Raw genomic sequence first — 21480 nt, forward strand, 5'->3', positions numbered from 1 at the left:
TAGAGGGTGTTTTTATCTGTTTTATCTGAAAATGATCTATTCCTGCATTACGTGCTGCGTGCGATCTAACGCTGAAGCAGTTGTCTACGTCGGAAGTAAACGTATCCCACACTGCCCAATGCCATCAGCATCATGCCTGCCACAGTGAAAGCACATGTGCTCTCTTCGCCTGTCTTCGGCAGCATTCCCTGTGATGCAGAGTTTCCGGTCTGCTGTGATGCAGAATTCCCAGTCCCCTGCGATCCATCTGTATCCGTTCCCGCAGAAGGTGCCAATGCGCTATCCCCATCCGTTGTTTCTGTATCCCCCGCTGGAGGTGCAGTGTCGTCACCGTTGGAGACGCCAGGCGAAGGAGGAGTTACTCCGTTATCTTCATCTGTTGGAAGCTCGGTTCCGTCTCCAGGTTCAGTAGGTCCAGTAACCACTGTACCTGGGACAGACGTTCCTGGTTTTTCTGGTCCCGGTGTTACTGGTTTCTCCGGATCTGGTGTTACACCCGTAGTAGGTGTCCCCGGATTATAAGGTCCACTCGATCCACCGCCCGATACCGGGATAGCCTGATTTGTTTTTTCTACAACTATGGCTTCGGTTTGTATGTTCGTAATTTCAAATGGTACAGGTGTTTTGTCCAAGATATATCCGTTAGGTGCTTTTATTTCGACCAACTGATATTTATTGACATCCAGGTCTTTAAGTACAATTTCACCTTGCTGATTGGTTGTCAGTGTGGCTTCATCCAGACCTGTTACCTTGTGGAACTCCCAATTCCCATTTGCATCCATCAATGCAGTTTGAGCCCGTAATTCAAACACTGCACCTTGTAGATGCTGAGTTCGACCCGCATTGGTTTTAATCAATTTCACGGAACGATTATTTTCTTTATTTTCAATAGTCAATTGCGTTTCCGGTTTGATAATAGATACAAGCGTCTCCGGCTGTTCAATGACAAAACCTTCTGCCTTGGTCTCTACCAATGTATATGAACCATAGGTTAATCCATCGAATTCAATGACCCCGTTCAGATCCGTTACTTTCGTATCGATGATCGCATTGGAGTGATCACGCAATTCGAATTCAATTCCACTTAATACGGACTGATCCTTCGCATTGACTTTGGTAACGACAAGTTTGCCACCTGCCCCTATGGCATTCGACTTCGTCAGTGTAATAATCTGAGTCTGATTCTCTACGATGGTGAAGGGAATCGGGGTAGCATCCAACTGATAAAACTCGGGTGCCACAACCTCTACCAATTCATAATCCCCAGGTAAGAGATCACCTTTGGCGATTTTCCCATCTTCCCCTGTCGTCAACTCGTCTATTTTCTCTCGGGTTGCGCCATTGTTCAAGTACAATTCAAAGGTTGCACCCTGGAGCTTCTTGGATGATTCAATGGCATCTACCTTAGTTAATTCGAAGCCTTGTCGAATCTTTTTATTTTCAATGTCAAAGGCAATATCCGCATCCTTGAATTCAATCGTTTTACCTGAGGCAGAGCCATACTCTGGATCAACCATGTATCCTGCCGGTGCAGATAATTCTTTTAACTTATAAGGTATACCGTTGGTTAGATTGTTTAATCGATAGTTTCTGGAGCTTTCAACCACACCATTCTCGTCCGTTGGTTTCAATGTTTCCAGGAGCGTAGTTCCAGACGCATTATAGATTGCGAATATGGCTCCTTCCAGTGGAAGCCCAGTATCACTGACTTTGTGGATTCTAATCTTGCCCAGACCAGTAGAGGCTCCTCCACCCGCTCCAGCCAATGAAACTTTGATACCTACCTGATTGCCTTCTCCCACCACTGAGGAGGACTGACCTGCAAATTCAACTTTATTCTCAATTCGGGCGCCATGATCGGCATTAATATAGGACTGATATTCCAGAATGAATGCCGTATGGATATCTTTATTGAAGGTGAGGGTAAATGTATTACCTTCCACGGTCAATTCATAATCTGCCGGATCAACCAGTCCAGCTTTGTTGGATATATTGCCTGAATTGTTGGCAGGCAGGTTCGTTGCATATAATTTTAAGGAGTCCGCCAATAAAATTTGATTCTCCGACAAGGTATCTGTTAATGATGTACCCGCTGGAACATAAGATTGACTTGGATTGATATTTACCGTCCATGATGCTTTATCCGTTGTACCGATCTGTTGACCTGTTTTTTGTACATACACACCCCCGTGAACTGGCGTGATGCTCGCTGATCTGTTAAAGCGCTCTTCACCGCCCTCACCATCGGTTAGTACGGCCTGGTTGGCATACGTGCCTTCGACGGAATAAGGTCCATCCAGGCTCGTTTGATACTGAATGCGATAAGCTGCTTTGCCGATGTTCCCCAGGTCCAATGTAAAACCTTTACCGTCCGGGTTCAGCTGGAATTGACCAGGTGTGAGCGGAACCTCGCTACCTACAGCAGTAACATTATTGGCTCCCTGTAACTCTAACTCATGAACTTTTAATGAACCGTCTACAAAAGATTGGTTACCCGTGTAGGCATCCTTAAGGATAGCCTCCTGAATATCAAACAAGTTATAGTTTACATCAATTGTCCACGTGATCGTTTTGTCTTTGGCGCTGTATTCGCCCTTTTTGTTACCATTTTGAATGGTGTACTCTTGCGGTTTGACCATAGCCGACTTGGTAATCGCAGTCTGTGCTACATTGGACTCTTTCCAATCGACCTTGGCCGAGTTGCGATATTCATTATCCGTTGGCATACCTGCCGTCGGATCAAAGCTTGTCGTATAGGTAATGACATGTTCCGTGTTAATGGTAACGCCGTCCTTTAGGCGAACGGAGAATCCTTTTTCATACGTAGGATCAGCCGGGTCTGGAGTCAATTCAAAGTCGTCTTTGTTAACCCCAGTCACTTGAAGACTACCCGGAATTAGCTTCATGTGTCTGCCTTCATAATTGTCGGTAATGACGATATCCGTCATGTCCTGCAAATCACGGTTCAACACCATCTGCCATTCAATTTCTTTGGTGTTGAAGTTTTCACTTTTTACGCTTTTGGCAAAAATGACTTCCCGAATGTCTTTCCGGCCTGTTTTGGAAGTACCATCATACATGTTCACTGTGTTCGTAATGGTATCGTTTGTATAGACACGATGAATGGATTGTGTATCATATTCAATCTCATAGGCCTTGGTAATGTCGTTCTTAAAATGTAATCTGAAGCCGTCATCAAATCCTGTATTTATCGTTTCAAGTGTGTATTCATTCGGATTCACCAGCGTTCTGTTCGAAGCCGCTCCGCTCGCATTAATATCCACCTGGTACACGTTGACGGAATTGTTGATCAATTGCTGTTTGGCCGTATCAAAACGGTCTTCAATCCATGCATTTGCTTGCATGATTTCTTGCTGATTATAGTTATATTGCACTTTCCATGTGATTGTCTGTGTCACCGGATCATACGCACTATCTTGCCCTGACTTGTTCAAGGGCTCATTAAAACTCACACGAACTCGGCCAATATCCGTTTCGTTATGCTCGCTCTGATCCGTTGTAAGCGCAACCTGGTTTTGATACTCCACATTGGTGAACGGAGCAGTGGTTGGTGCTTTAACACTTGTCGTATAGGTTACACGATAGGCCTTATCCGTGTCTCCCAATACAATTGGAAACTGTGGTTCCGTTTGAACTATTGGACCTTCTTTTACAGATCCATTCAATTGCACTTCCAATTCACGAATTTCGATATTGCCCTTGAGTTCAAGGTTTGTTGGCAATGTATCTGTAAGAAACGCATTTTTCAAAGCCTTCTCGCCTTGGTTAAAATCTACAGTCCATTTAATTTCATCCGAGTTGAAATTGTTTTTGTTTGCGCTTCCCGATTTCTTCAATTTATCTACGGCTGTGTTGGCAAAATGCACATCAATGCTGCCTTGCCCTACGGAACTAAAGTCTATCTGTTGTTTCAATCCATCTTCCATCTTGCTCTCATCGAACTTAATCCACACGTAGAAGTTGCCTTCCAGCTGCGCATGCTCGATCAGTTCGTTGAAGGTAAAGATGATTGTGCCATCTGGATTCACCACATACTCCCCAACACCGCCATCCAGATCGCCCTTAAGCTGTGATCCAATGATGAATTTATCCGGCAAGTTGAAGGTAAACGTGGAACCATCGCTGTAGTTGTGGGTGTCATTTGCAAGCCCCCACGTAAAGACGACAGCCACCTCATCCTGAATGGATGGACGAATATCCTCAATTTTATCGCCTTTGATATCAATCGTTCCATTTCCATTATCTTGCGGTGCCTGATTGTACATCTGCACACTCGTAATTAATTGCTCTGTAATTACCGGACCTGCAGCTGCACCAAGCAGATGCATCGTATTATCCTCCTGATCTTCCGGAGTACTGACATCCTTATCTTCTTCCGGAATGGCAGGATCTTCTTTCACTTCTCCCGAACCTGCCGAACCGTCTTCTACCGCTGTATCACTGATTGCACTGGCTGGCAAATTAGTTAATTCATCCTGAGCATGCATCGTTGGTGTTAATATCCAACCCTGCATCATTTGTGTGACCAGCAACAGAGCAATGATCACTATGCTCACTTTTTTCCTCATTTTTTGCATATCCTCCTCGTACGTAATGTTGGCATGCGCCGAAGAATAGAATAGCAAAGCGACATATACAAAAAATAGACAACACTAAAACCCTCGTCGTTGAACATAAATTGAACGCAAAAAAGGATACTCCTCAAGCGGAGCATCCTGTTCAAAACAATTATAACGTCCAGTTAATTTTGACGCGCAGATCCGTAGTACCTTCCATTTTGGACACATAATAAGATATCGATTTCATGCCAAGCTGGTACAAATCCTGTAAATCTTCGATCAGTCCAGCCTCCGTACCCTTGTACCTAAACGTGAGCGAGGTTCCGCCTTCCTTCAGTGTACCTTGAACCTTGGTCTTCAGCGCAGCATGACCTTTAACGGCATCCTGTTCATCATACAGGGAATAGTCCAGAGCATGGTACAGCTTCTGATAAGCGGCCTTTTTGCTATCTCCAGCCTTCACGAGCTTTAATAAAGCTTCTCGATATGGGGCTGGCGCAGCGGGGTACTTGCTTTTGCCTGTCCAGATATGGTCACGTGCCATCTCATCATCACTCAGCAAATAATAGCTGTGGCTTACCTTACCTTTCCGGTCAGGAGTAGGATCATCCCAGGTGGTGTCCATGTGATACCACTTGCCGTCCAGGTTCACGATATTCCAGGCATGAAGCTGCCCGCCTGCTGTACCTTCCACAATCCGGTTATCGATGCCTACTCGCTCCAGCATTCGATAAGCCAGCAATGAGTATCCCTGACAGACGGTACTGCCTGTAACAAGCCCGTCGTAGGCCGTATATTTCTTGAGCGAAGTATCGTAGGACAGGTTAAGTACAATCCAGTCATGGATGACCTTGACCTTCTCATGATCCGTCATGCCTGGTTTGATGATTTCTTTCAACACATTCGTAACTTTACGATTCACATAATCGGTCTGTTCCTTGGTCTCCCGGTAGGAAAGCGTCACATGTACTTCGGCCGATACATTGGAGCCTTTATAATTAAATGCGTAACTTTTAACGGTATATTGGATATAGGGGTCACTCTTCATTGCCTCATCGATGGAGGTTTGTAATTGTTTTTTGAGGCCTTTCACATTGCCTTTGTATGTAAAAACAAGTTCCTCCGTCCGCTGTGACATTGCGGTAAGCAAGGTCTGGCGCAAATCCGTTGCCGTGGATATATCCGATGTTCCTGATGCAGCGTACAGTTGATCCAGATCAACCGTACGTGGTAACGCTACAGCAATCAGACAGCCTGCCAGCAGTACGGTGATAATTCGTTTCCCGTTCTTACCCATGAAAGGAACCCACCCTTCTTTGCAAAGTTCTCACGCCTTATTGTATCACAAAAGGCTCTGGCGTCATTCTTCTATATAATTTCAACTAAAAATATTTACAATAACACTCCGATGCCAGAACAACTTTCCGATCGCTGTTATCCCCAGATTTTTTGATTCTTTTTCAAATGGGCAAATCCGGTGATAGCATATGCTTCCGATGCAGCTTTCTTTCAGAAAGCTTTTAGGCGCACGCTTCGCTTCCTCAAGTTATTTCTGCCCTCTCCGTTATCGTGTAAATGCTGAGTTGAACTTATATAATTTTTGTAAAAATTAAATCAAAAGAGACCTTCTATGGAAGGTCCCTTTGATCTTCAATTCGTTGAATCACGAGTACCCGTTATCTTCATCCTATGATTCGGACGGGCGTAATATGTGTGATTCCTCGTCTAATACAGACGATTGCCACTCATAAACGTATCGGTCTTGCCTTGAAGTTTGGCAAGTCGTTCCAGTACCTGTGAAGCTTCAGCTACCGTCACTTTGCGTGCAGGCATGAAACGTCCCTCAATTGAAGGAAGTAATCCCAGCTTCAAACTCAGGGAAACCGCCCCTTTACTCGAAATGGCACTGGCATCTGCGATATTGGGAAGATCCGATGGCAATGTGTAGAATCCGGCCAGCTTCTCATAGCGCAGTATGCGTACAAGCAGCACCGCCAATTCTTCACGGGTCATCTCTTCTTGCGGGTTCAGATTCTGTTCTGGGTCCGCTCCGGCAAGCCAGCGTTGATCGATTAACACCTTGATTGCCTTATAATAAGGGCTGTCAGGGGTTACATCAGCGTATAGCTTGTCATCTCCGTCCCCACTATAATACAGATCCATATTCGGGTTAATCGCTCTTGCCAAATAGTTAAACCAGTCTCCTCGGGTGATCACCCGATCCGGGAATACACGTCCCTGCTCATCCGCTAGCAACACGCCATGCTGTGTCATATTGCGAAGCGCATCTTCGGCCACATGGCCTGAGATATCCGTAGGTTCTGTCTTGCTTGCAGCACCTGTCTCCCCGTATTGAAGCTTCCACTCTCCCGTGTTAGCATCCAGTACTTCATAAGTGCCATAGATGGAATTCTCATCACGGGTTGGCATATAAGCAAGGTTAACTCCCACCGGAATAACTTGACCATTATTCAGACCATACCCGCCATAACGGGAATATGCGAGGATCAGCTTGAACTCCTCCAGATAGAGCGCCTTGGCCTCTTCATAACTGATGGCTGGCTTATCATCTGCTGGCAATTGTTCAGGCGTTGCTGCAATGCGTGTATAGAACTCGTTCACGGTTCCATCGTTCAACACCTGCACTTGTGCTGTATCATCTTTCACCGGAATTCCATTCAGATAGCGTTGGAACATAAACGTACGAGCATCGTCTACCTCAATAACGTTAGCCAATCTAAATTGCTCCGTTGCATCTGGAACTAACGCAATCACCGTGTTCATCGCCAGTTTCTCAGCTTGCTTTCGGGTAATTAATTTGCCTGTTTTCTCTTCAGTCTGCTTTTCCTGCTCTGGTCCAATGCGTTGCATCATCGTATAGCTGTAGATCTGCCCAGTCACTGCATCCACCTGTGCTGAAATATCCCGCATGAACATATAGGACGTATTGGCACTTCGATCACTCCAGCTCAGACTCCATACCTGATTGTTCGGACTTGCAAAAAAACCTTTGCTTAACTGGCTATGCTCCAGCTTGTAACCTTTGGGAATATCAAAGTTCGTTACCACCCGATTGGCGGCCTGCTGTACATTTAATCTTGTACCATTGCTTGGAACAAAAGGCGTCACGTCCCCTTGCAACTTCGTATCCTGCTGTAAAGAATCCTCGTCCACTGCTTTGCCTGTTAATGTATTAATCCGTTCCAACGTATTGGCTTCAATCGGAACAATACTGATATTCTTCGGTGTATATCCAAGGTAATACTGCTGACCCTGTTTGGAAGACGAGCGATCTTTGGAGATATAAGCCAGCTCTACATCAAACTGTTCTTCAAACTGCTGTCTGGCCTTCTCTTCCGAAGCTGTCGGTTTCGATGAAGGATATTTAGCAGATGTAGTACCTCGTGAGTAACCTGTCACCAAACCACTTTCATCCACATTGATGTGGACTGTCTCTGCGTCAGATAACAATCCGTCATGTTTTAACTGGTAAGCATATCGGTATTCTGTTCTGCCAAACAAAGACTCTTGTTCGATGGAAGAATACAGATCTCCTAGCGGAGCATACTCCGTATCCTTCAAGCCTGGAATCGCTTGATACAACAGTGCCACGGCCTTCTCTTCAGCTTCAGCTTTCGTTAGCTTAACATCCGATCCCGAGACATGTTTATCCAGAATATCCGATGGTAGATGTACACTTAACACTTCCCCTGTGCCTGCATGTACAGTCCCACTGAATCCCGATGTATGATTGCCTTGTGTAATCTGGAATCCAATCTCCCATGCCTTGTAGTCTGGCGGTGGATAGGAATTAGGTGAATCGAATCGTGCAGATGAGATCGTTGCTTTTTTTAACAATGGAAATAATCTAAGTATATTTTCACTGGCTTGCCTGGATGAGATTTTCGCTCCCTCTGGCACGTCATTGCTGGTTGCGTCTAGTTGTTCATTTTCCCCCGTTGTTGCTTCGTTCACCTGCTCTGCTTGCGCGGCTGATGCGCTGCCTGCAAAACCTGGTGTTTGCGAAGCAAGCAGCAGTGTTGCCATCGCTGCAGTTGTTGCTTTGGTTGCGAACATTTTGATACGTACATTGAACTTCCAATTCAAACTCAAATCTGGACCTCTCCCTTCAATTTCATACAAAGAAGCATAACAAATAACCTCGCATGAATATTGCCAGTCTACTCTATGATACCATAAGCTTCCTTTTTAATCGTCTTTTCCCGTCAATTTTACAATTGTGAATTTCTGCATATTGCTCATAAAAGCAAAAAAAACGCCAACCACGTTGGCGTTTTCTCTGTTAGCCTGCACGCTTATGTAGGCTGTTCTATCCTGTTAACTACTCGCTATAGACGAATCATTCAACTTCGCCTGACCATGAACATGGGTTTTCAGAAATGGAATAACGGTATCCCAGAAGGCAGGATCTTCCTCGGAACAACTGTGACCTCCGCTATTAACCCATAGATGTTCCACAGGCGGATCGGCTTTGGACATAAAATATTCAAGCTCACTCGGAGGAATAAAATTATCTCCCTTGGAGTGCACCATGAGCAACGGGAGTTGCATCCCCCTGCGCCGTTCATTCAGCATCATCACCGGATCGCGCTGACGATAGGATTTCAGAGATTCACCCAGTCGCCAGAACCAGATTCTCGGAATTAACTGGGCCAGGGGAAACAGAGGCAGACGTCGGCGTCTCAGCTCCGAACTGACAATAACCTCAAATTGCGATGGCATGGAATCCGTAATTACTGCTGATACCGGAATGCCTTCAGTCACTGCAAGAATCGTACCCAGTCCACCCAGTGAATGTCCAAGCACTCCGATAGCAGATGAATCAATCTCTGGCCGTGCAGACGTATACTGCAATGCCGCCAGCAGATCATCCCGGAACAGATAGGCAGATGCAGCACGAACTGGATCACTGGCCCCATGACTGCGGACATCATACATAAACAGGGCATATCCTGCTTCCCAGATCGGCCTCGCATAACGTAGAACACGAGAGCGATTGGAGCCCCAGCCATGTGCAATAATCACGAGCGGCCATGGTTTCGGAATATCAGCTCTGGCCGGGATGAACCACCCATGCACCCGACCTCCCCCACTGTCAAAGGTCACATCCTCAAATGGCATTGGAGGTGTCAGTGTGATCGGAATCTTCTTGGGTGTCTGGCTCTTTACCGCCGCCTTCCATAATCCACCTGCCGTTACTGCAGCAACGGCCAGCATGCCGCCAATCATTGTTTTAGCTTTCACAGGGCATCTCTCCTCTCCGAATTCTGGCATACATCCATCATACGACACTAGAATGAACGGCACGTTAAACGACATCGGTTCTTATGATAACGAATAATCCAGCAATTGATCTAAAGCTACCTTAATATATACCCAAATGGACATATCCCTCATCTTTCGCTGAAGTCTAAACTTCAGCTGCTTCCACAAATCTCCGTGCACATGCTGCAATCTGCTCATGATCTCCTGCTACAAGGGCTTCACGTGGTAAAAGTGCACTTCCCAGACCTACGGCAGCAGCACCTGCTGCATAATAGTCAGCAATATTCTCCAGTGTAGCGCCGCCTGTTGCCAACAGTGGGATATGGTTCAGCGGAGCTTTAATCTCCCGCAGATACGGTATGCCCAGGCTCGCCATCGGAAACAGCTTCACAACACGTGCTCCCGCCTCATGGGCTGCGACAATCTCCGTTGGTGTCATGGCTCCAGGCCAGATCTCGACACCATGTTCTACAGCATATTCAATGACAGACAGATCGACATTGGGGGACACCAGAAACTGTGCTCCTGCAGCGACCGCTTCCTTCGCCATCTGCACATTCAGTACCGTACCAGCTCCGACATAAGCCTTTCCTTCATGCCGCTCACGCCAGTCTGCAATAATATCATGTGCTCCAGGTGTGTTCAGCGTGACTTCCATCAGTCGAATTCCACCACTCGTCATGCCTTGTCCAGCTGTTACTGCCGCTTCACGGCTAATACCGCGCACAATCGCGACCAGCCTCGACTCCAATAGTACTTCCGTCAGATTCATATCCAGTTCCCCTTATTTCATCAATTCGGCAGCCGAAGACAGGTAATCATGTTCACTGCTTTTCCGTTATTCATTATTGTAAAGCATATCCTCCCCTGGATGAAATACATTAATCCATTTCCAAACTGAATCCGTCTTTTGATCAGTACTAAGAAGTCATTGCATTGCAACGTAAAAAAACCTCTCCATGGACATGGGGATGATTCACCCATTCAATTCCACGAAAGAGGCATCATTGAGACCTTCATGCTAAGCCTTTTCCAATACGTTATCCTTCTCCAGATCTTTAAAGTAACGATCGTTATATAACATGCTCGGATGTGTTGGATGATAGGCGAGTGCGATATCATTATGTTCCCGGGCCTTGGCACGGTTACCCATCCGGTCATAACAGACACATAGTTGCAGATGCGGCATCCAGGTCCAGGCTGCTTCATTTAGCACCACCATAGGATCATCAGGACGTACAGCACGAGTCGCTTGTTCATACCAGAACAGGGCTTTGCGATAATCTTCACGGTCGGCAAAATAACCACCCAATCGACAGCAAATCTCGGCTCTTGGCAGATCATAGGCGAATGATCGGAACAATGCTGTTACTTCCTGTTCTGATCGTTTAAGTGCAGCTTCACAATCCGCAATTTTCTGGCAAGCCGCAATCTGGTCTTCCACCCAACCCAGCCCGGTGTCCAGAAACTTTTCATAGTACTTCACCGCATCCTCATGCTGTCCATGGTCCTTCAGTTCATTGCCAAAATAGTATAAGTCACGCGGTGAGAATTCCTCTCCGGTCTGTTCCCTCTTGCGATAGATCCGCAGATTCCGATCGGTATACTCCTTATCTTTCTTGTGGGTAACCGCTATGTCACTATGCAGCAGATTGCCTGCTACAGCCAGATATTCATGCACCGCGCCAATCCAGCGAAATTGCCGATCTCGACGCACCAGGCGATTCCGGCGCAGACTGTAGGATACTTTGCCTTCTGCCGTAAATGACAGATTGTAATCCATTGTGACACTATCAACAGCCGGGTCCAGCGAACGTTTCAAGGCAATAAGCTTCGCCCGATCTTCCGCTTCAAATACATCGTCGGCATCCAGCCACAGAATATATTCGCTCTTCGCCTGATCGAAGGCAAAGTTGCGTGCTGCTGCAAAGTCATCCACCCATTCAAAATCAACGATACGATCCGTATATCTGGAAGCGATCTGACGGGTACGATCCGTTGAACCGGTATCAACGATCACAATCTCATCGGTAATGCCGTTGACCGAGTCCAGACATCTGGCGAGGGATGCTTCTTCATTTTTCACAATCATACAGAGCGTAATGCTGATCGTCTCTTCCCCACGTCTGGCTCTGCGGTTAAAGGCAGCTACCCCCGGCAGTTCGGACAAACGGTAGATGTGGTACGCAGGGAGATGCGTATCAACGAAAAGGCGAAAACCAAGTGCCTGCGCACGGATACAGAAATGACGATCTTCTCCCCAGAAGGATACATTCGGAATCTGGTCATAGGAAACCCCGGCGGCCAGAACATTTTTGCGAATGAGCGTACATGCCCCCAACCCTCCAACTTCGTAACAACCTGGTATCCGCAGTTGATTCAGAAAAGCAGTCGTTTGCGCGCCCTCGTCTTCCGCTTCATTTCCGGCTGAAGATTTGCCGCCTCGACGATACAAAGCATACTCATCTTGCAGCCATACCTGAGGCATTTCCCTGGCCCCCGGCTGCCACCGGGTCCAAAAGATATTGGACACGATGTCTTTGCCACTCGATACGAGTTGTTCCAATGTCCGCGGATGCAGCACCAGATCAGAGTCTATCAAGAAAACAGCATCGTACTCGTTGTCGCGTGCATAATTCAAAATGCGGTTTTTTAGACCAGCTACACGCCAAATCTGTTCATCCTGCCAATAGTGGCCTCCCTCATCCTTGGTGTACAACCCTTTGTTGTCAGGACTATCGCTGCTATGTTCATCTGCCTGAATAACCGTCCCTTCATGCTGGAGCACAAATTCACGTAATATATTCGACGCAGCTTCTTCCTCGTTATCGTCAACAAACAGATAATCCGTCTTCACTGTTGTTCGTTCTAGTGCATGCAGAGAATCCAAAAATTCACGCAGCACCGGAGTTGTCTGACGAACCGGGCTGGCAATCAGTATTCTTTCCTGGACAAGCGTTTCAAGATTCTCCGGTTGGCGGGTTTCCTTCGATATAACAGAACGCCTGGACGGTCGATGATTACTCTGGCTCTTTACTTGGCTCTCTACATGGCTTTCATGTTGGTTTTGATGTTGCTTCTCTTTCTGTTCCCCATTTATTTGGGAATTCGGCTCTATTGGAGGTTGGGATTCCTCTTGCGATTGCGATTGGTGTAACGGGTCTTTCTTGCTCAACGTGCTCACTCCCCCTCTCCTTATTCGACCCATGCCAACAGTCGTGGCTCTTGATCCAATATCGATTCGTACTGTTCCTTCCAACCGTATCTTGCTTCAGGGTCCAATGCTTGATAGCGCTCATATTTGCGGATGCGGTCTTCTTCCCGCGCCCATCCATAATGCTTCACCCGGGGAGCATGACATCCATAACTCCAATGCTGGATCGTTAACGGAAAACGCCCACAATGCTGGGGTGTTTCCTTCCATTCATAGCTCATCCCCGGATGATAACGAATCAGAAACGGCCGATAGTAGGCATGGGCTTGCCAGAACTCATCTTCCCGGTAATGCGTATCACTCCACATATCAAACAATCTGAAATAAATCGCATCCTCGTTGCCACGAAGCAGCAGATCGCGTACAGCCCCAAAGTCACTGGTTAGAATCTCATCCGCATCCAGATTCAAAATCCATTCCGGATCGGTCGCCACTGTTTCTTCCCATTGTTGTTTCCTCAAGCTTACTTCGTCTGCAAAACGTGAAGAAGCGTTCTCCACCAATACAAGTGGAATACCGTCCAGAAGTTCCCGGCACATCGCCACCGTTCCATCCGTGCTTCCATCATCAATGATTACTGCACGATCAATCCAGGCACGATGTGTCTCCAAAGCCTGCTTGAGATAACGATTCTCCTCATTACGAACGATCATCGACAAGGTAATATGTGGTCTTCCATGTACCTCATGTTCATCCAAAGCTTCACCCCCATGCTCAAGCTTCTTCCTATTAAAATCGCCGGACACCCGATGTCTGGACAGATCACAATCCTCTATTCTCAATCTATGCAGAGCCGGAATGCGGATATGCAGGACAAGGAAACCTTTCACGGGGTTAATCTTGTTGAACGACAAAAAAAAGCACCCGCCTGTGCGGATGCTTCTGCATGTATGATATACATGTTTCATGTGATGAATTAACGGTATTCAGCCAAACGATCATTGAGACTACGTGTCTGTCCATAGACTTCCTGGTACAGTGCGAACAATCCATCATAGACAGCAACCGTTTCCGGGTTCGGCTCATAGGACTTCGCCGGACGAATAAACGCCGTTGCACATTCCTGCAAAGACGAGAACCAGCCACATCCATAGGCAGCCAGCATTGCTGCCCCCATAGCCGGACCCTGTTCGCTCTCCAACTTCACAATTGTGGCGTTGAAGACATCTGCCTGCATTTGCAACCAGGCTTCATTTTTGGCACCACCCCCAATAGAGATGACTTCATTAACGGTTTTACCTGCGCCGCGCAAAATATCAATGGATTCACGCAGCGAGAAGGTGATGCCCTCCATCACCGCACGTCCAAAGTGCTCCAGCTTGTGCCCGGCATCCATACCGATGAAGCTGCCCCGGATATTCGCATCTGGATGAGGTGTACGCTCCCCAACGATATAAGGTGTGAACAATAATCCGTTGCTGCCGGCCGGAATCTGATCAATGCCCTGTAAGAGCACATCAAAGGATTTGTCCGCTGCAAACGTATCCTTGAACCAGGACAAGCTATATCCTGCGGCAAGTGTTACCCCCATAATATAGAAGGCATCTTTCTCCCCATGATTGAAAAAGTGTACTTTGCCTTCGAAATCGAGATCTTTACGCTCTTCGTAGGAAAGCACCACCCCGGACGTTCCGATGCTGCACATCGTCTGTCCTTCACTCAGAATGCCTGCGCCAATGGCACCGCATGCATTGTCCGCGCCACCTGCGTATACTTTCGTCGCAGCTGCCAGACCTGTTTGATCCGCAATCTCCGGCAACAGGGTACCCACTTCCTCAAACGATTCCACTAGACGTGGACATAGGGAGATCGGCAGCTTGAATGCTTCTGCAATCTCATTGCTCCACTGCTTGCCCGCAACGTCCAGCAGCAAGGTACCTGCTGCATCGGAATAATCCATGGCATAATCCCCTGTCAGGCGATAACGCACATAGTCTTTGGGTAACAGGAATAAGGATGCTTGCTGTAACAATTCAGGCTCGTTCTCCTGAACCCACAGAATTTTTGGCAAGGTAAAACCTTCAAGGGCGCGGTTCCGGGCAATGCTTAACAGCTTGCCATCCAGCACTTTTTCAATCCGGCGGCACTGAGCCGTTGTGCGTGTATCATTCCACAAGATTGCATTCCGCAGTGGTTTACCTTCGGCATCCACCAAAACCAGTCCATGCATCTGTCCGGAGAAGCTCAAACCTTCAATTTCCGAAGGCTGCACGCCAGATACTTCGAGCAATTTGCGCAGGGAAACAATCGTCTGCTCTACCCAATCTTCGGGATTTTGTTCACTGTATCCAGCCTTGGGCTGGTACAACGGGTATGCCTCCGATGCTTCAAATGCCACTTTTCCTTCACGATTGACCAACACGGTTTTAACCGCACTGGTTCCTAAATCGACGCCAATTACGTAACTCATAGGTTAACTCCTCTCGTTTGTAACAGGATTGTATAAATGAAACCCTTGATGCTCATGTGGCCACTCCGTGATCAGAAAACCCTCGGATCGCCGTTACCCCCGGATTTCCTTTATCCCCTTTAGCAAGGGTGAAATCCGGGGATAAATGCGACCGCTTCGCTTCTTCGGGTCCTTTCTGCTCACTTCGTTCTGCATGCACCATCTTAGACAAACATTTATATCAAAAAAGTAAAAACATACTCGTTTTTGTAGCGAAAAGATGATCCAATGACCTTGATCCGTCATTGGTTATAAATGAAACCCTTGATGCTTATGTGGCCACTCCGTGATCAGAAAACCCCTGGATCGCCGTTACCCCCGGATTTCCTTTAACCCCTTTATCAAGGGTGAAATCCGGGGATAAATGCGAACGCTTTGCTTCCTCGGGTCCTTTCTGCTCACTCCATTCTGCATTCACCATCTTAGACAAACATTTATATCAAAACAGTAAAAACATACTCGTTTTGGTAGCGAAAAGATGATCCAATGACCTTGATTCGTCATTCGTTATAAATGAAACCCTTGATGCTCATGTGGTCACTTCGTGATCAGAAAACCCTTGGATCGCCGTTACCCCCGGATTTCCTTTATCCCCTTTGGCAAGGGAGAAATCCGGGGATAAATGCGAACGCTTTGCTTCCTCGGGTCCTTTCTGCTCACTTCGTTTTGCATGTACCATCTTAGAAGAACATTTATATCAGCAATTTAAAAACCTCATTGTTTGTTTAACCAAAAAACCGCCCCCGTCTTCCCAGGGGAAAGTCGGGGACGGTCCGAATGTCATGCTTGTTCAGGCGTTCCATGGTACAAGCTAGTCTTGCGCATAGGCTAGTTTGGATACTGATGTCCAACACATATGAGTTGAATAACCATCGGTGGTCGACGTGACCAACCCTGCCTAATCCACTATTAATCAGCCAGAATGTACTGGTTCAGTTGTGCTCTCAGCAATTCCTGACGTCCGGATTGGTTTTTGCGTGGGCTTTCATTATTCAATGCATACTCAGCTAGGGAAGCCAGTGTTGCTTTACCTGCAACCACATCTGCACCAATGCCTTCGCTGAAGCTGCTGTAACGTTTTTCGATGAAGTCATCGAATACACGATCTTCAATCAGTTTTGCTGCTACTTTCAGACCTTTTGCATACGTATCCATACCTGCGATGTGTGCCAGGAACAGATCGTCTGCTTCAAAGGAACCACGACGTACTTTCGCGTCAAAGTTCACACCACCACGGCCGATACCGCCGTTTTTCAATACTTCATACATCGTCAATGTCGCATCGTACATATCAACCGGGAACTCATCCGTATCCCAACCGATCAGCATATCGCCTTGGTTCGCATCGAGGGAACCGAGCATACCGTTGGTACGAGCAACGCGGATTTCGTGATCAAATGTGTGACCAGCCAGTGTAGCATGGTTCGCTTCCAGGTTGAGTTTGAAGTGTTTGTCCAAACCGTATTTTTGCAAGAAAGCAATGGAAGTTGCTGCATCATAGTCATATTGGTGTTTCGTTGGCTCTTTCGGTTTAGGCTCGATCAGGAATTGTGCATCAAAACCAATTTCCTTCGCGTAGTCTACAGCCATGTGGAACATGCGAGCAATGTTGTCTTGCTCCAGTTGCATGTCTGTGTTCAGCAATGTGTCGTAACCTTCACGTCCGCCCCAGAATACATAGTTTTCAGCGCCCAGACGTTTACCCACTTCCAGACCTTTCTTGATCTGTGCCGCAGCATGAGCATACACGTCTGCGTTACAAGTCGAAGCTGCACCAAACATGAAGCGTGGGTTCGAGAACATGTTCGCCGTGTTCCAGAGCAGTTTTTTGCCGCTGGATTTCATATGATCTTCAATCAGATCAACGATTGTATCAATGTTGCTGTAGAACTCGCGCAGGTTGTTGCCTTCTGGTGCAATGTCCACATCGTGGAAACAGAAGAACGGGAGATTCATTTTTTCCAAAAATTCAAATGCCGCTTCCACGCGTACTTTAGCGAGGTCCAGACCCGAGTATTTATCCCACGAACGAACAGCTGTCTCTGCACCAAACGGGTCACTTCCGCCTGCAGTTAATGTATGCCAATAAGCCATACCGAAACGGAAATGTTCTTCCATCGATTTGCCGGCTACCACTTCTTCTGGATTATAATGTTTAAAAGCAAAAGGATTCTTGGAATCTTTACCTTCGAATGAAATTTTATTAACGGATTCAAAATAGGCCATGTGTAAAATGCCTCCTCAATAGTTTTAAGAAATCGTTTACACCGTTATCCTAACACATCGAATTTACTTTGTCTATTGGTTAAACAAAGTAAAATAAAATTGTTTTTTACACGCTTGTTTACGCTATAATAGTCGAATAACTTGTTTCGGATGTGGGTCAGAACCCTTTGATCAGAAGAATAGGAGTGCCTTAACGATATGAAAATAACCGGAGACCAGATGCTGGTCAAAAAAATAAACAAATCGATCGTTCTGGATACGATCCGGCGCCATGCCCCTCTTTCTCGCGCGCGAGTGTCCGAGGTTACGGGGCTGAACAAAGCAACGGTATCCAACCTCGTTGCTGATCTGATTAGTGATGATCTGGTGCAGGAGATTGGCCCTGGGGAATCCAGTGGCGGACGCAAACCACTTATGTTGCTGTTTCGGGGGACATCCGGCTATGCAGTCGGCCTGGAACTCAGTGTGACCCATTTAAAAGGCGTGCTCACAGATCTGGAAGGACACATCATTACAGAATACGCAGTGACATTGGAACATCATGACGTGTCCTCTGTATTGGAGCAATTGAAATTGGCAGCAAAACAGCTCATTGAAGCAGCTCCTGCTTCTCCTCACGGTGTCATAGGCATCGGTATCGGAGTGCCCGGCATGGTCGATGAGGCAGGAACAGTCCTGTTTGCACCCAACTTGGGGTGGGAGAAGGTAGCGCTGCGCTCCATGCTTGAAGAAGAATTTGAACTGCCTGTCACCATCGACAATGAAGCCAATGCTGGCGCTCATGGAGAGTTGAATTTTGGTGCAGGCATCGGTGTCCGTCACATGATCTATATCAGTGCAGGCATGGGGATTGGTTCAGGCATCATGGTAGATGGTGAATTATACAAAGGCGCGTGGGGTTACGCAGGGGAAACAGGCCACATGTCCATTGAAGCGGAAGGTCTGCCTTGTTCCTGTGGAAATCGTGGTTGTTGGGAGTTATACGCTTCGGAAAAAGCCTATGAACACCCGGATCATCAGCTGAAATTACCTGCTCATACCACACGTGAGCTGATCCATTATGCGGAGCAAGGCCACAAAACTGTTCAGAAATTATACGACACGATTGGACGCAAATTGGGGATTGGCATTACCAATATTGTCAACAGTTTCAACCCGGAACGTATTATCATTGGTGGTCCGCTCTCTGAAGCAGGTCCCTGGATAGAAACCGCGTTAAAACAGGTTGTGGAGGAACGTACATTACCTTATCACCGTCGCAGTTTGCAGATTGAATGGGCAGCTCTGGGCAGCCGTTCCACCCGTGTTGGTGCCGCTTACTCTGCAATATCCCAATTTTTAGGTAAAATAAGAGTTTCAGTCTAATAACAGATGAAAATTGACATCATTTCGCCCCATTTCCTCCCTTTTTGTTAAAGAAATCCAGATGTATAATGGGGTTATGTGATTTTTGTCATGGCTGTGTCGATATAGCTGTGTTAATTCCGATAACGAAACGGAGTGAAAAGAAGCGTGACCTACGTGGATACTTCAGATATCTCGGCGCCAGTATTTGTCACCGTCCTCCTGTTCCTGATTGTGCTTGCGCCCCTGTTCAGCCTTGGCATACTCCGATTGTTCCAGAGCAAAAAGAAGGCTGGTTTCATGTACATGCTGTCAGGAGTGCTGGTATATGTTGTGTTTCAGACTTTCATGAGTATTTTTTTCTAAAGAATATATTTAATTGAATTGCTAAATCCCCTTTCGCAGTAATTCCTGAAGTTCACATGTTAGCATGTGCTCCAAATTATAGCGGCAAGGGGATTTTTCATTTTATCTTGATAGATTAATCATACTCACTACTTTTGAGTATTCTCCAGAGCTCGTTCTTCCATCATGTCGACAATATCCTGAATCTGACCCATGACGGAAATCGGATCGGAAAAATAAAATTTATATCCATCAATCTCGTATAACTCATTGTTTTTGACTGCTTCTAACGTTCCCCACACCGGATCGCTCGCATAGTCGTATGATTCCGCTTTGGCATTCACGGCCATAAATATGTAATCACCAGCATATGATTCGGCGAGTTCATTGGAGATCGTAGCCCAACCCACTTTTGGATCAATGCTGCGTATTACGTTCTCGTTCATAGGCAAGTCCAATTCACCATGGATCGTTCTGCCCGTATGCGCATTACCATAAAGCGTGATGTCTTTGCTTAAGCCTCCGTCAAACACAGTAACGGTTTCTCCCTCTTTGATTATACTGCTTAAACTCTCCTTGGCCGAAGTCACCTTTTGTTCAAAATCGGTAAGCCATGCCGATGCTTCAGCCTCTTTCCCCAATATAACGCCAAGCTCTTTAACCTGATCACGAACGAGGGCAGAGTTGTCCAGAAAGACGGTTGGGGCGATTTTGGAATAAACATCGTAACTTTTGGCATTGCCTGTAACGATTAGGTCAGGGTTCAGTCCAGTTATTGCTTCAAGATTGTCCGAAATATCCTCGATACCGGAAACCTTGCCCTCCAAATAATGGTTTTGCATGAATACGCCGTTACTTCCCACAGGCTTCACATCCAAGGCCAGAATATGACCTAGGAAGAAATCCGTGACGACACGCTGCGGATTAGCAGGCACTTCGACCTCACCCATGGAAGTATTCACTTTACGTGTCGTTGCTTGGGCATTTTCATTTGTGTTACTTTCGCTTGAACTGTTCGCTTGAGAAGCTGTTGCTTCCGATTGAGCTGTACTTCCATCTCCCGTTGCGGCCCCTGTATTCCCTGAAGAACCGCCACTACATGCATTTAACAGCAACCCAAAAGCCATCAGCAAAGCCACCGGGACTCTCTTTATATTTTTTAACATTTCGTCAGACCCTCCATCTAAGTATTGATAATAATTATCATTATCATATAGAGGAATATAACATGGGGCTGGAGAGCCAACAATATGATTTCTTCCTGCTGAGGATGTAACATCTTCATCTACGAATCGCTTACGGTACTTCTGTGGAGAAACACCCATATACTTTTTGAATGCATTACTAAAATAGTACGCATCCTGATACCCAATAGCTGACGCAATCATTCGTAAGGGAAGCCTTGTTTCGGCTAATTGCTTGCAAGCTTTTTGCATACGCAAACGGATTAGACAGTCAATCGGTCCACGATTAAGCACCTGTTTGAAACAATTCGAGAGATGGCCCGGACTCCGCCCCATTGTTGCCGCCAAAGAGTCCAACGTATGAGGTTTTGCATAGTTCTGCAACAGATACTCCAGCGTCTGTATGACCAACTCGACTGGACTAGCTGTTTTGACGACCGGAGACTGTAGATAATATTGTTCCAACATCTGATAAACCCATTGGTAGAACGATGCCTTGAGTTGAAGCAGAACCGAAGGTCCTTCCTGCTGCTGGGCCTCTAGCATACGATTTGCAATTTCGTATAACATCATTGGCTGCGTTAGTGTCACACGATATGTAATTTGAGTTGGATCTTTGCGATCATCTACAAACAACGGCTCATCATCGTACGTTTGACCCCGTTCTGCTTTATACGAAATCACTATATACTCTGCTCCGTCTGAACCTGCGTTAACTTCAAACAGACTTCTGGAAGGAGAATGAATGATCTCAAAATGATTGATGGAAAAGGTCTTCTGATTGAGCAATACCAGCAAGTTCCCTCTCTTTATACAAAAAAAACTGCTGGGCTGCATCGTGAATAATATTCT

12 protein-coding genes are annotated in these 21480 nt (G+C 46.5%); 2 read left to right on the forward strand and 10 right to left on the reverse strand.

All coding sequences use genetic code 11. The annotated features are described in order from the left end of the window. Positions 1 to 65 precede the first annotated feature (65 nt). From MKX40_RS26245 to xylA, 9 genes are all read right to left on the reverse strand, one after another. Positions 66 to 4589 carry a collagen binding domain-containing protein gene (locus MKX40_RS26245; RefSeq protein ID WP_339237760.1) on the reverse strand — a complete coding sequence of 1508 codons (4524 nt, stop codon included), beginning with the start codon at positions 4587 to 4589 and terminating at the stop codon, positions 66 to 68. A 160-nt stretch (positions 4590 to 4749) separates the two neighbouring features. Continuing rightward, complete coding sequence (locus tag MKX40_RS26250; protein WP_339237762.1) at positions 4750 to 5877, reverse strand: transglutaminase domain-containing protein; 1128 nt, start codon at positions 5875 to 5877, stop codon at positions 4750 to 4752. Between the two features lie 428 nt (positions 5878 to 6305). Next, positions 6306 to 8693 (reverse strand): S-layer homology domain-containing protein, encoded by a 2388-nt coding sequence (locus MKX40_RS26255; protein WP_339237764.1) that lies wholly within the window; start codon positions 8691 to 8693, stop codon positions 6306 to 6308. 225 nt (positions 8694 to 8918) lie between these two features. Beyond that, a complete protein-coding gene (locus tag MKX40_RS26260) occupies positions 8919 to 9845 on the reverse strand; it encodes an alpha/beta fold hydrolase (RefSeq protein ID WP_339237766.1) in 927 nt (308 codons plus the stop codon). A gap of 166 nt (positions 9846 to 10011) precedes the next feature. Next, on the reverse strand, positions 10012 to 10638 hold the full coding sequence (locus MKX40_RS26265) for a bifunctional 4-hydroxy-2-oxoglutarate aldolase/2-dehydro-3-deoxy-phosphogluconate aldolase (protein WP_339237768.1): 627 nt from the start codon (positions 10636 to 10638) through the stop codon (positions 10012 to 10014). A 249-nt stretch (positions 10639 to 10887) separates the two neighbouring features. Then, positions 10888 to 13050, reverse strand: a complete 2163-nt coding sequence (locus tag MKX40_RS26270) for a glycosyltransferase (protein WP_339237770.1) — start codon at positions 13048 to 13050, stop codon at positions 10888 to 10890. Between the two features lie 11 nt (positions 13051 to 13061). Beyond that, positions 13062 to 13934, reverse strand: a complete 873-nt coding sequence (locus MKX40_RS26275; protein ID WP_339237772.1) for a glycosyltransferase family 2 protein — start codon at positions 13932 to 13934, stop codon at positions 13062 to 13064. 62 nt (positions 13935 to 13996) lie between these two features. Continuing rightward, complete coding sequence (xylB, locus tag MKX40_RS26280) at positions 13997 to 15490, reverse strand: xylulokinase (protein ID WP_339237774.1); 1494 nt, start codon at positions 15488 to 15490, stop codon at positions 13997 to 13999. A gap of 948 nt (positions 15491 to 16438) precedes the next feature. Then, a complete protein-coding gene (gene xylA / locus MKX40_RS26285) occupies positions 16439 to 17755 on the reverse strand; it encodes a xylose isomerase (RefSeq protein ID WP_091019299.1) in 1317 nt (438 codons plus the stop codon). A 198-nt stretch (positions 17756 to 17953) separates the two neighbouring features. On the opposite strand from xylA, the gene MKX40_RS26290 reads away from it, so the two are divergent. Then, on the forward strand, positions 17954 to 19120 hold the full coding sequence (locus MKX40_RS26290; protein ID WP_339237778.1) for an ROK family protein: 1167 nt from the start codon (positions 17954 to 17956) through the stop codon (positions 19118 to 19120). Positions 19121 to 19267: 147 nt separating this feature from the next. Continuing rightward, positions 19268 to 19465 carry a hypothetical protein gene (locus tag MKX40_RS26295; RefSeq protein ID WP_339237780.1) on the forward strand — a complete coding sequence of 66 codons (198 nt, stop codon included), beginning with the start codon at positions 19268 to 19270 and terminating at the stop codon, positions 19463 to 19465. Positions 19466 to 19593: 128 nt separating this feature from the next. Here the strand turns inward: MKX40_RS26295 and MKX40_RS26300 are convergent, their stop codons facing one another. Then, on the reverse strand, positions 19594 to 21426 hold the full coding sequence (locus MKX40_RS26300; RefSeq protein WP_339237782.1) for an AraC family transcriptional regulator: 1833 nt from the start codon (positions 21424 to 21426) through the stop codon (positions 19594 to 19596). Positions 21427 to 21480: the final 54 nt, after the last annotated feature.

The organism is Paenibacillus sp. FSL R5-0517, from assembly GCF_037974355.1.
Taxonomy (GTDB): domain Bacteria; phylum Bacillota; class Bacilli; order Paenibacillales; family Paenibacillaceae; genus Paenibacillus.

What these genes read in the sequence shown, in the direction of transcription:
- MKX40_RS26250 (WP_339237762.1), bottom strand. Translation starts at nt 5,877, where the DNA reads ATGGGTAAGAACGGGAAACGAATTATCACCGTACTGCTGGCAGGCTGT.
- MKX40_RS26290 (WP_339237778.1), top strand. Translation starts at nt 17,954, where the DNA reads ATGAAAATAACCGGAGACCAGATGCTGGTCAAAAAAATAAACAAATCG.
- MKX40_RS26265 (WP_339237768.1), bottom strand. Translation starts at nt 10,638, where the DNA reads ATGAATCTGACGGAAGTACTATTGGAGTCGAGGCTGGTCGCGATTGTG.
- MKX40_RS26245 (WP_339237760.1), bottom strand. Translation starts at nt 4,589, where the DNA reads ATGAGGAAAAAAGTGAGCATAGTGATCATTGCTCTGTTGCTGGTCACA.
- xylA (WP_091019299.1), bottom strand. Translation starts at nt 17,755, where the DNA reads ATGGCCTATTTTGAATCCGTTAATAAAATTTCATTCGAAGGTAAAGAT.
- xylB (WP_339237774.1), bottom strand. Translation starts at nt 15,490, where the DNA reads ATGAGTTACGTAATTGGCGTCGATTTAGGAACCAGTGCGGTTAAAACC.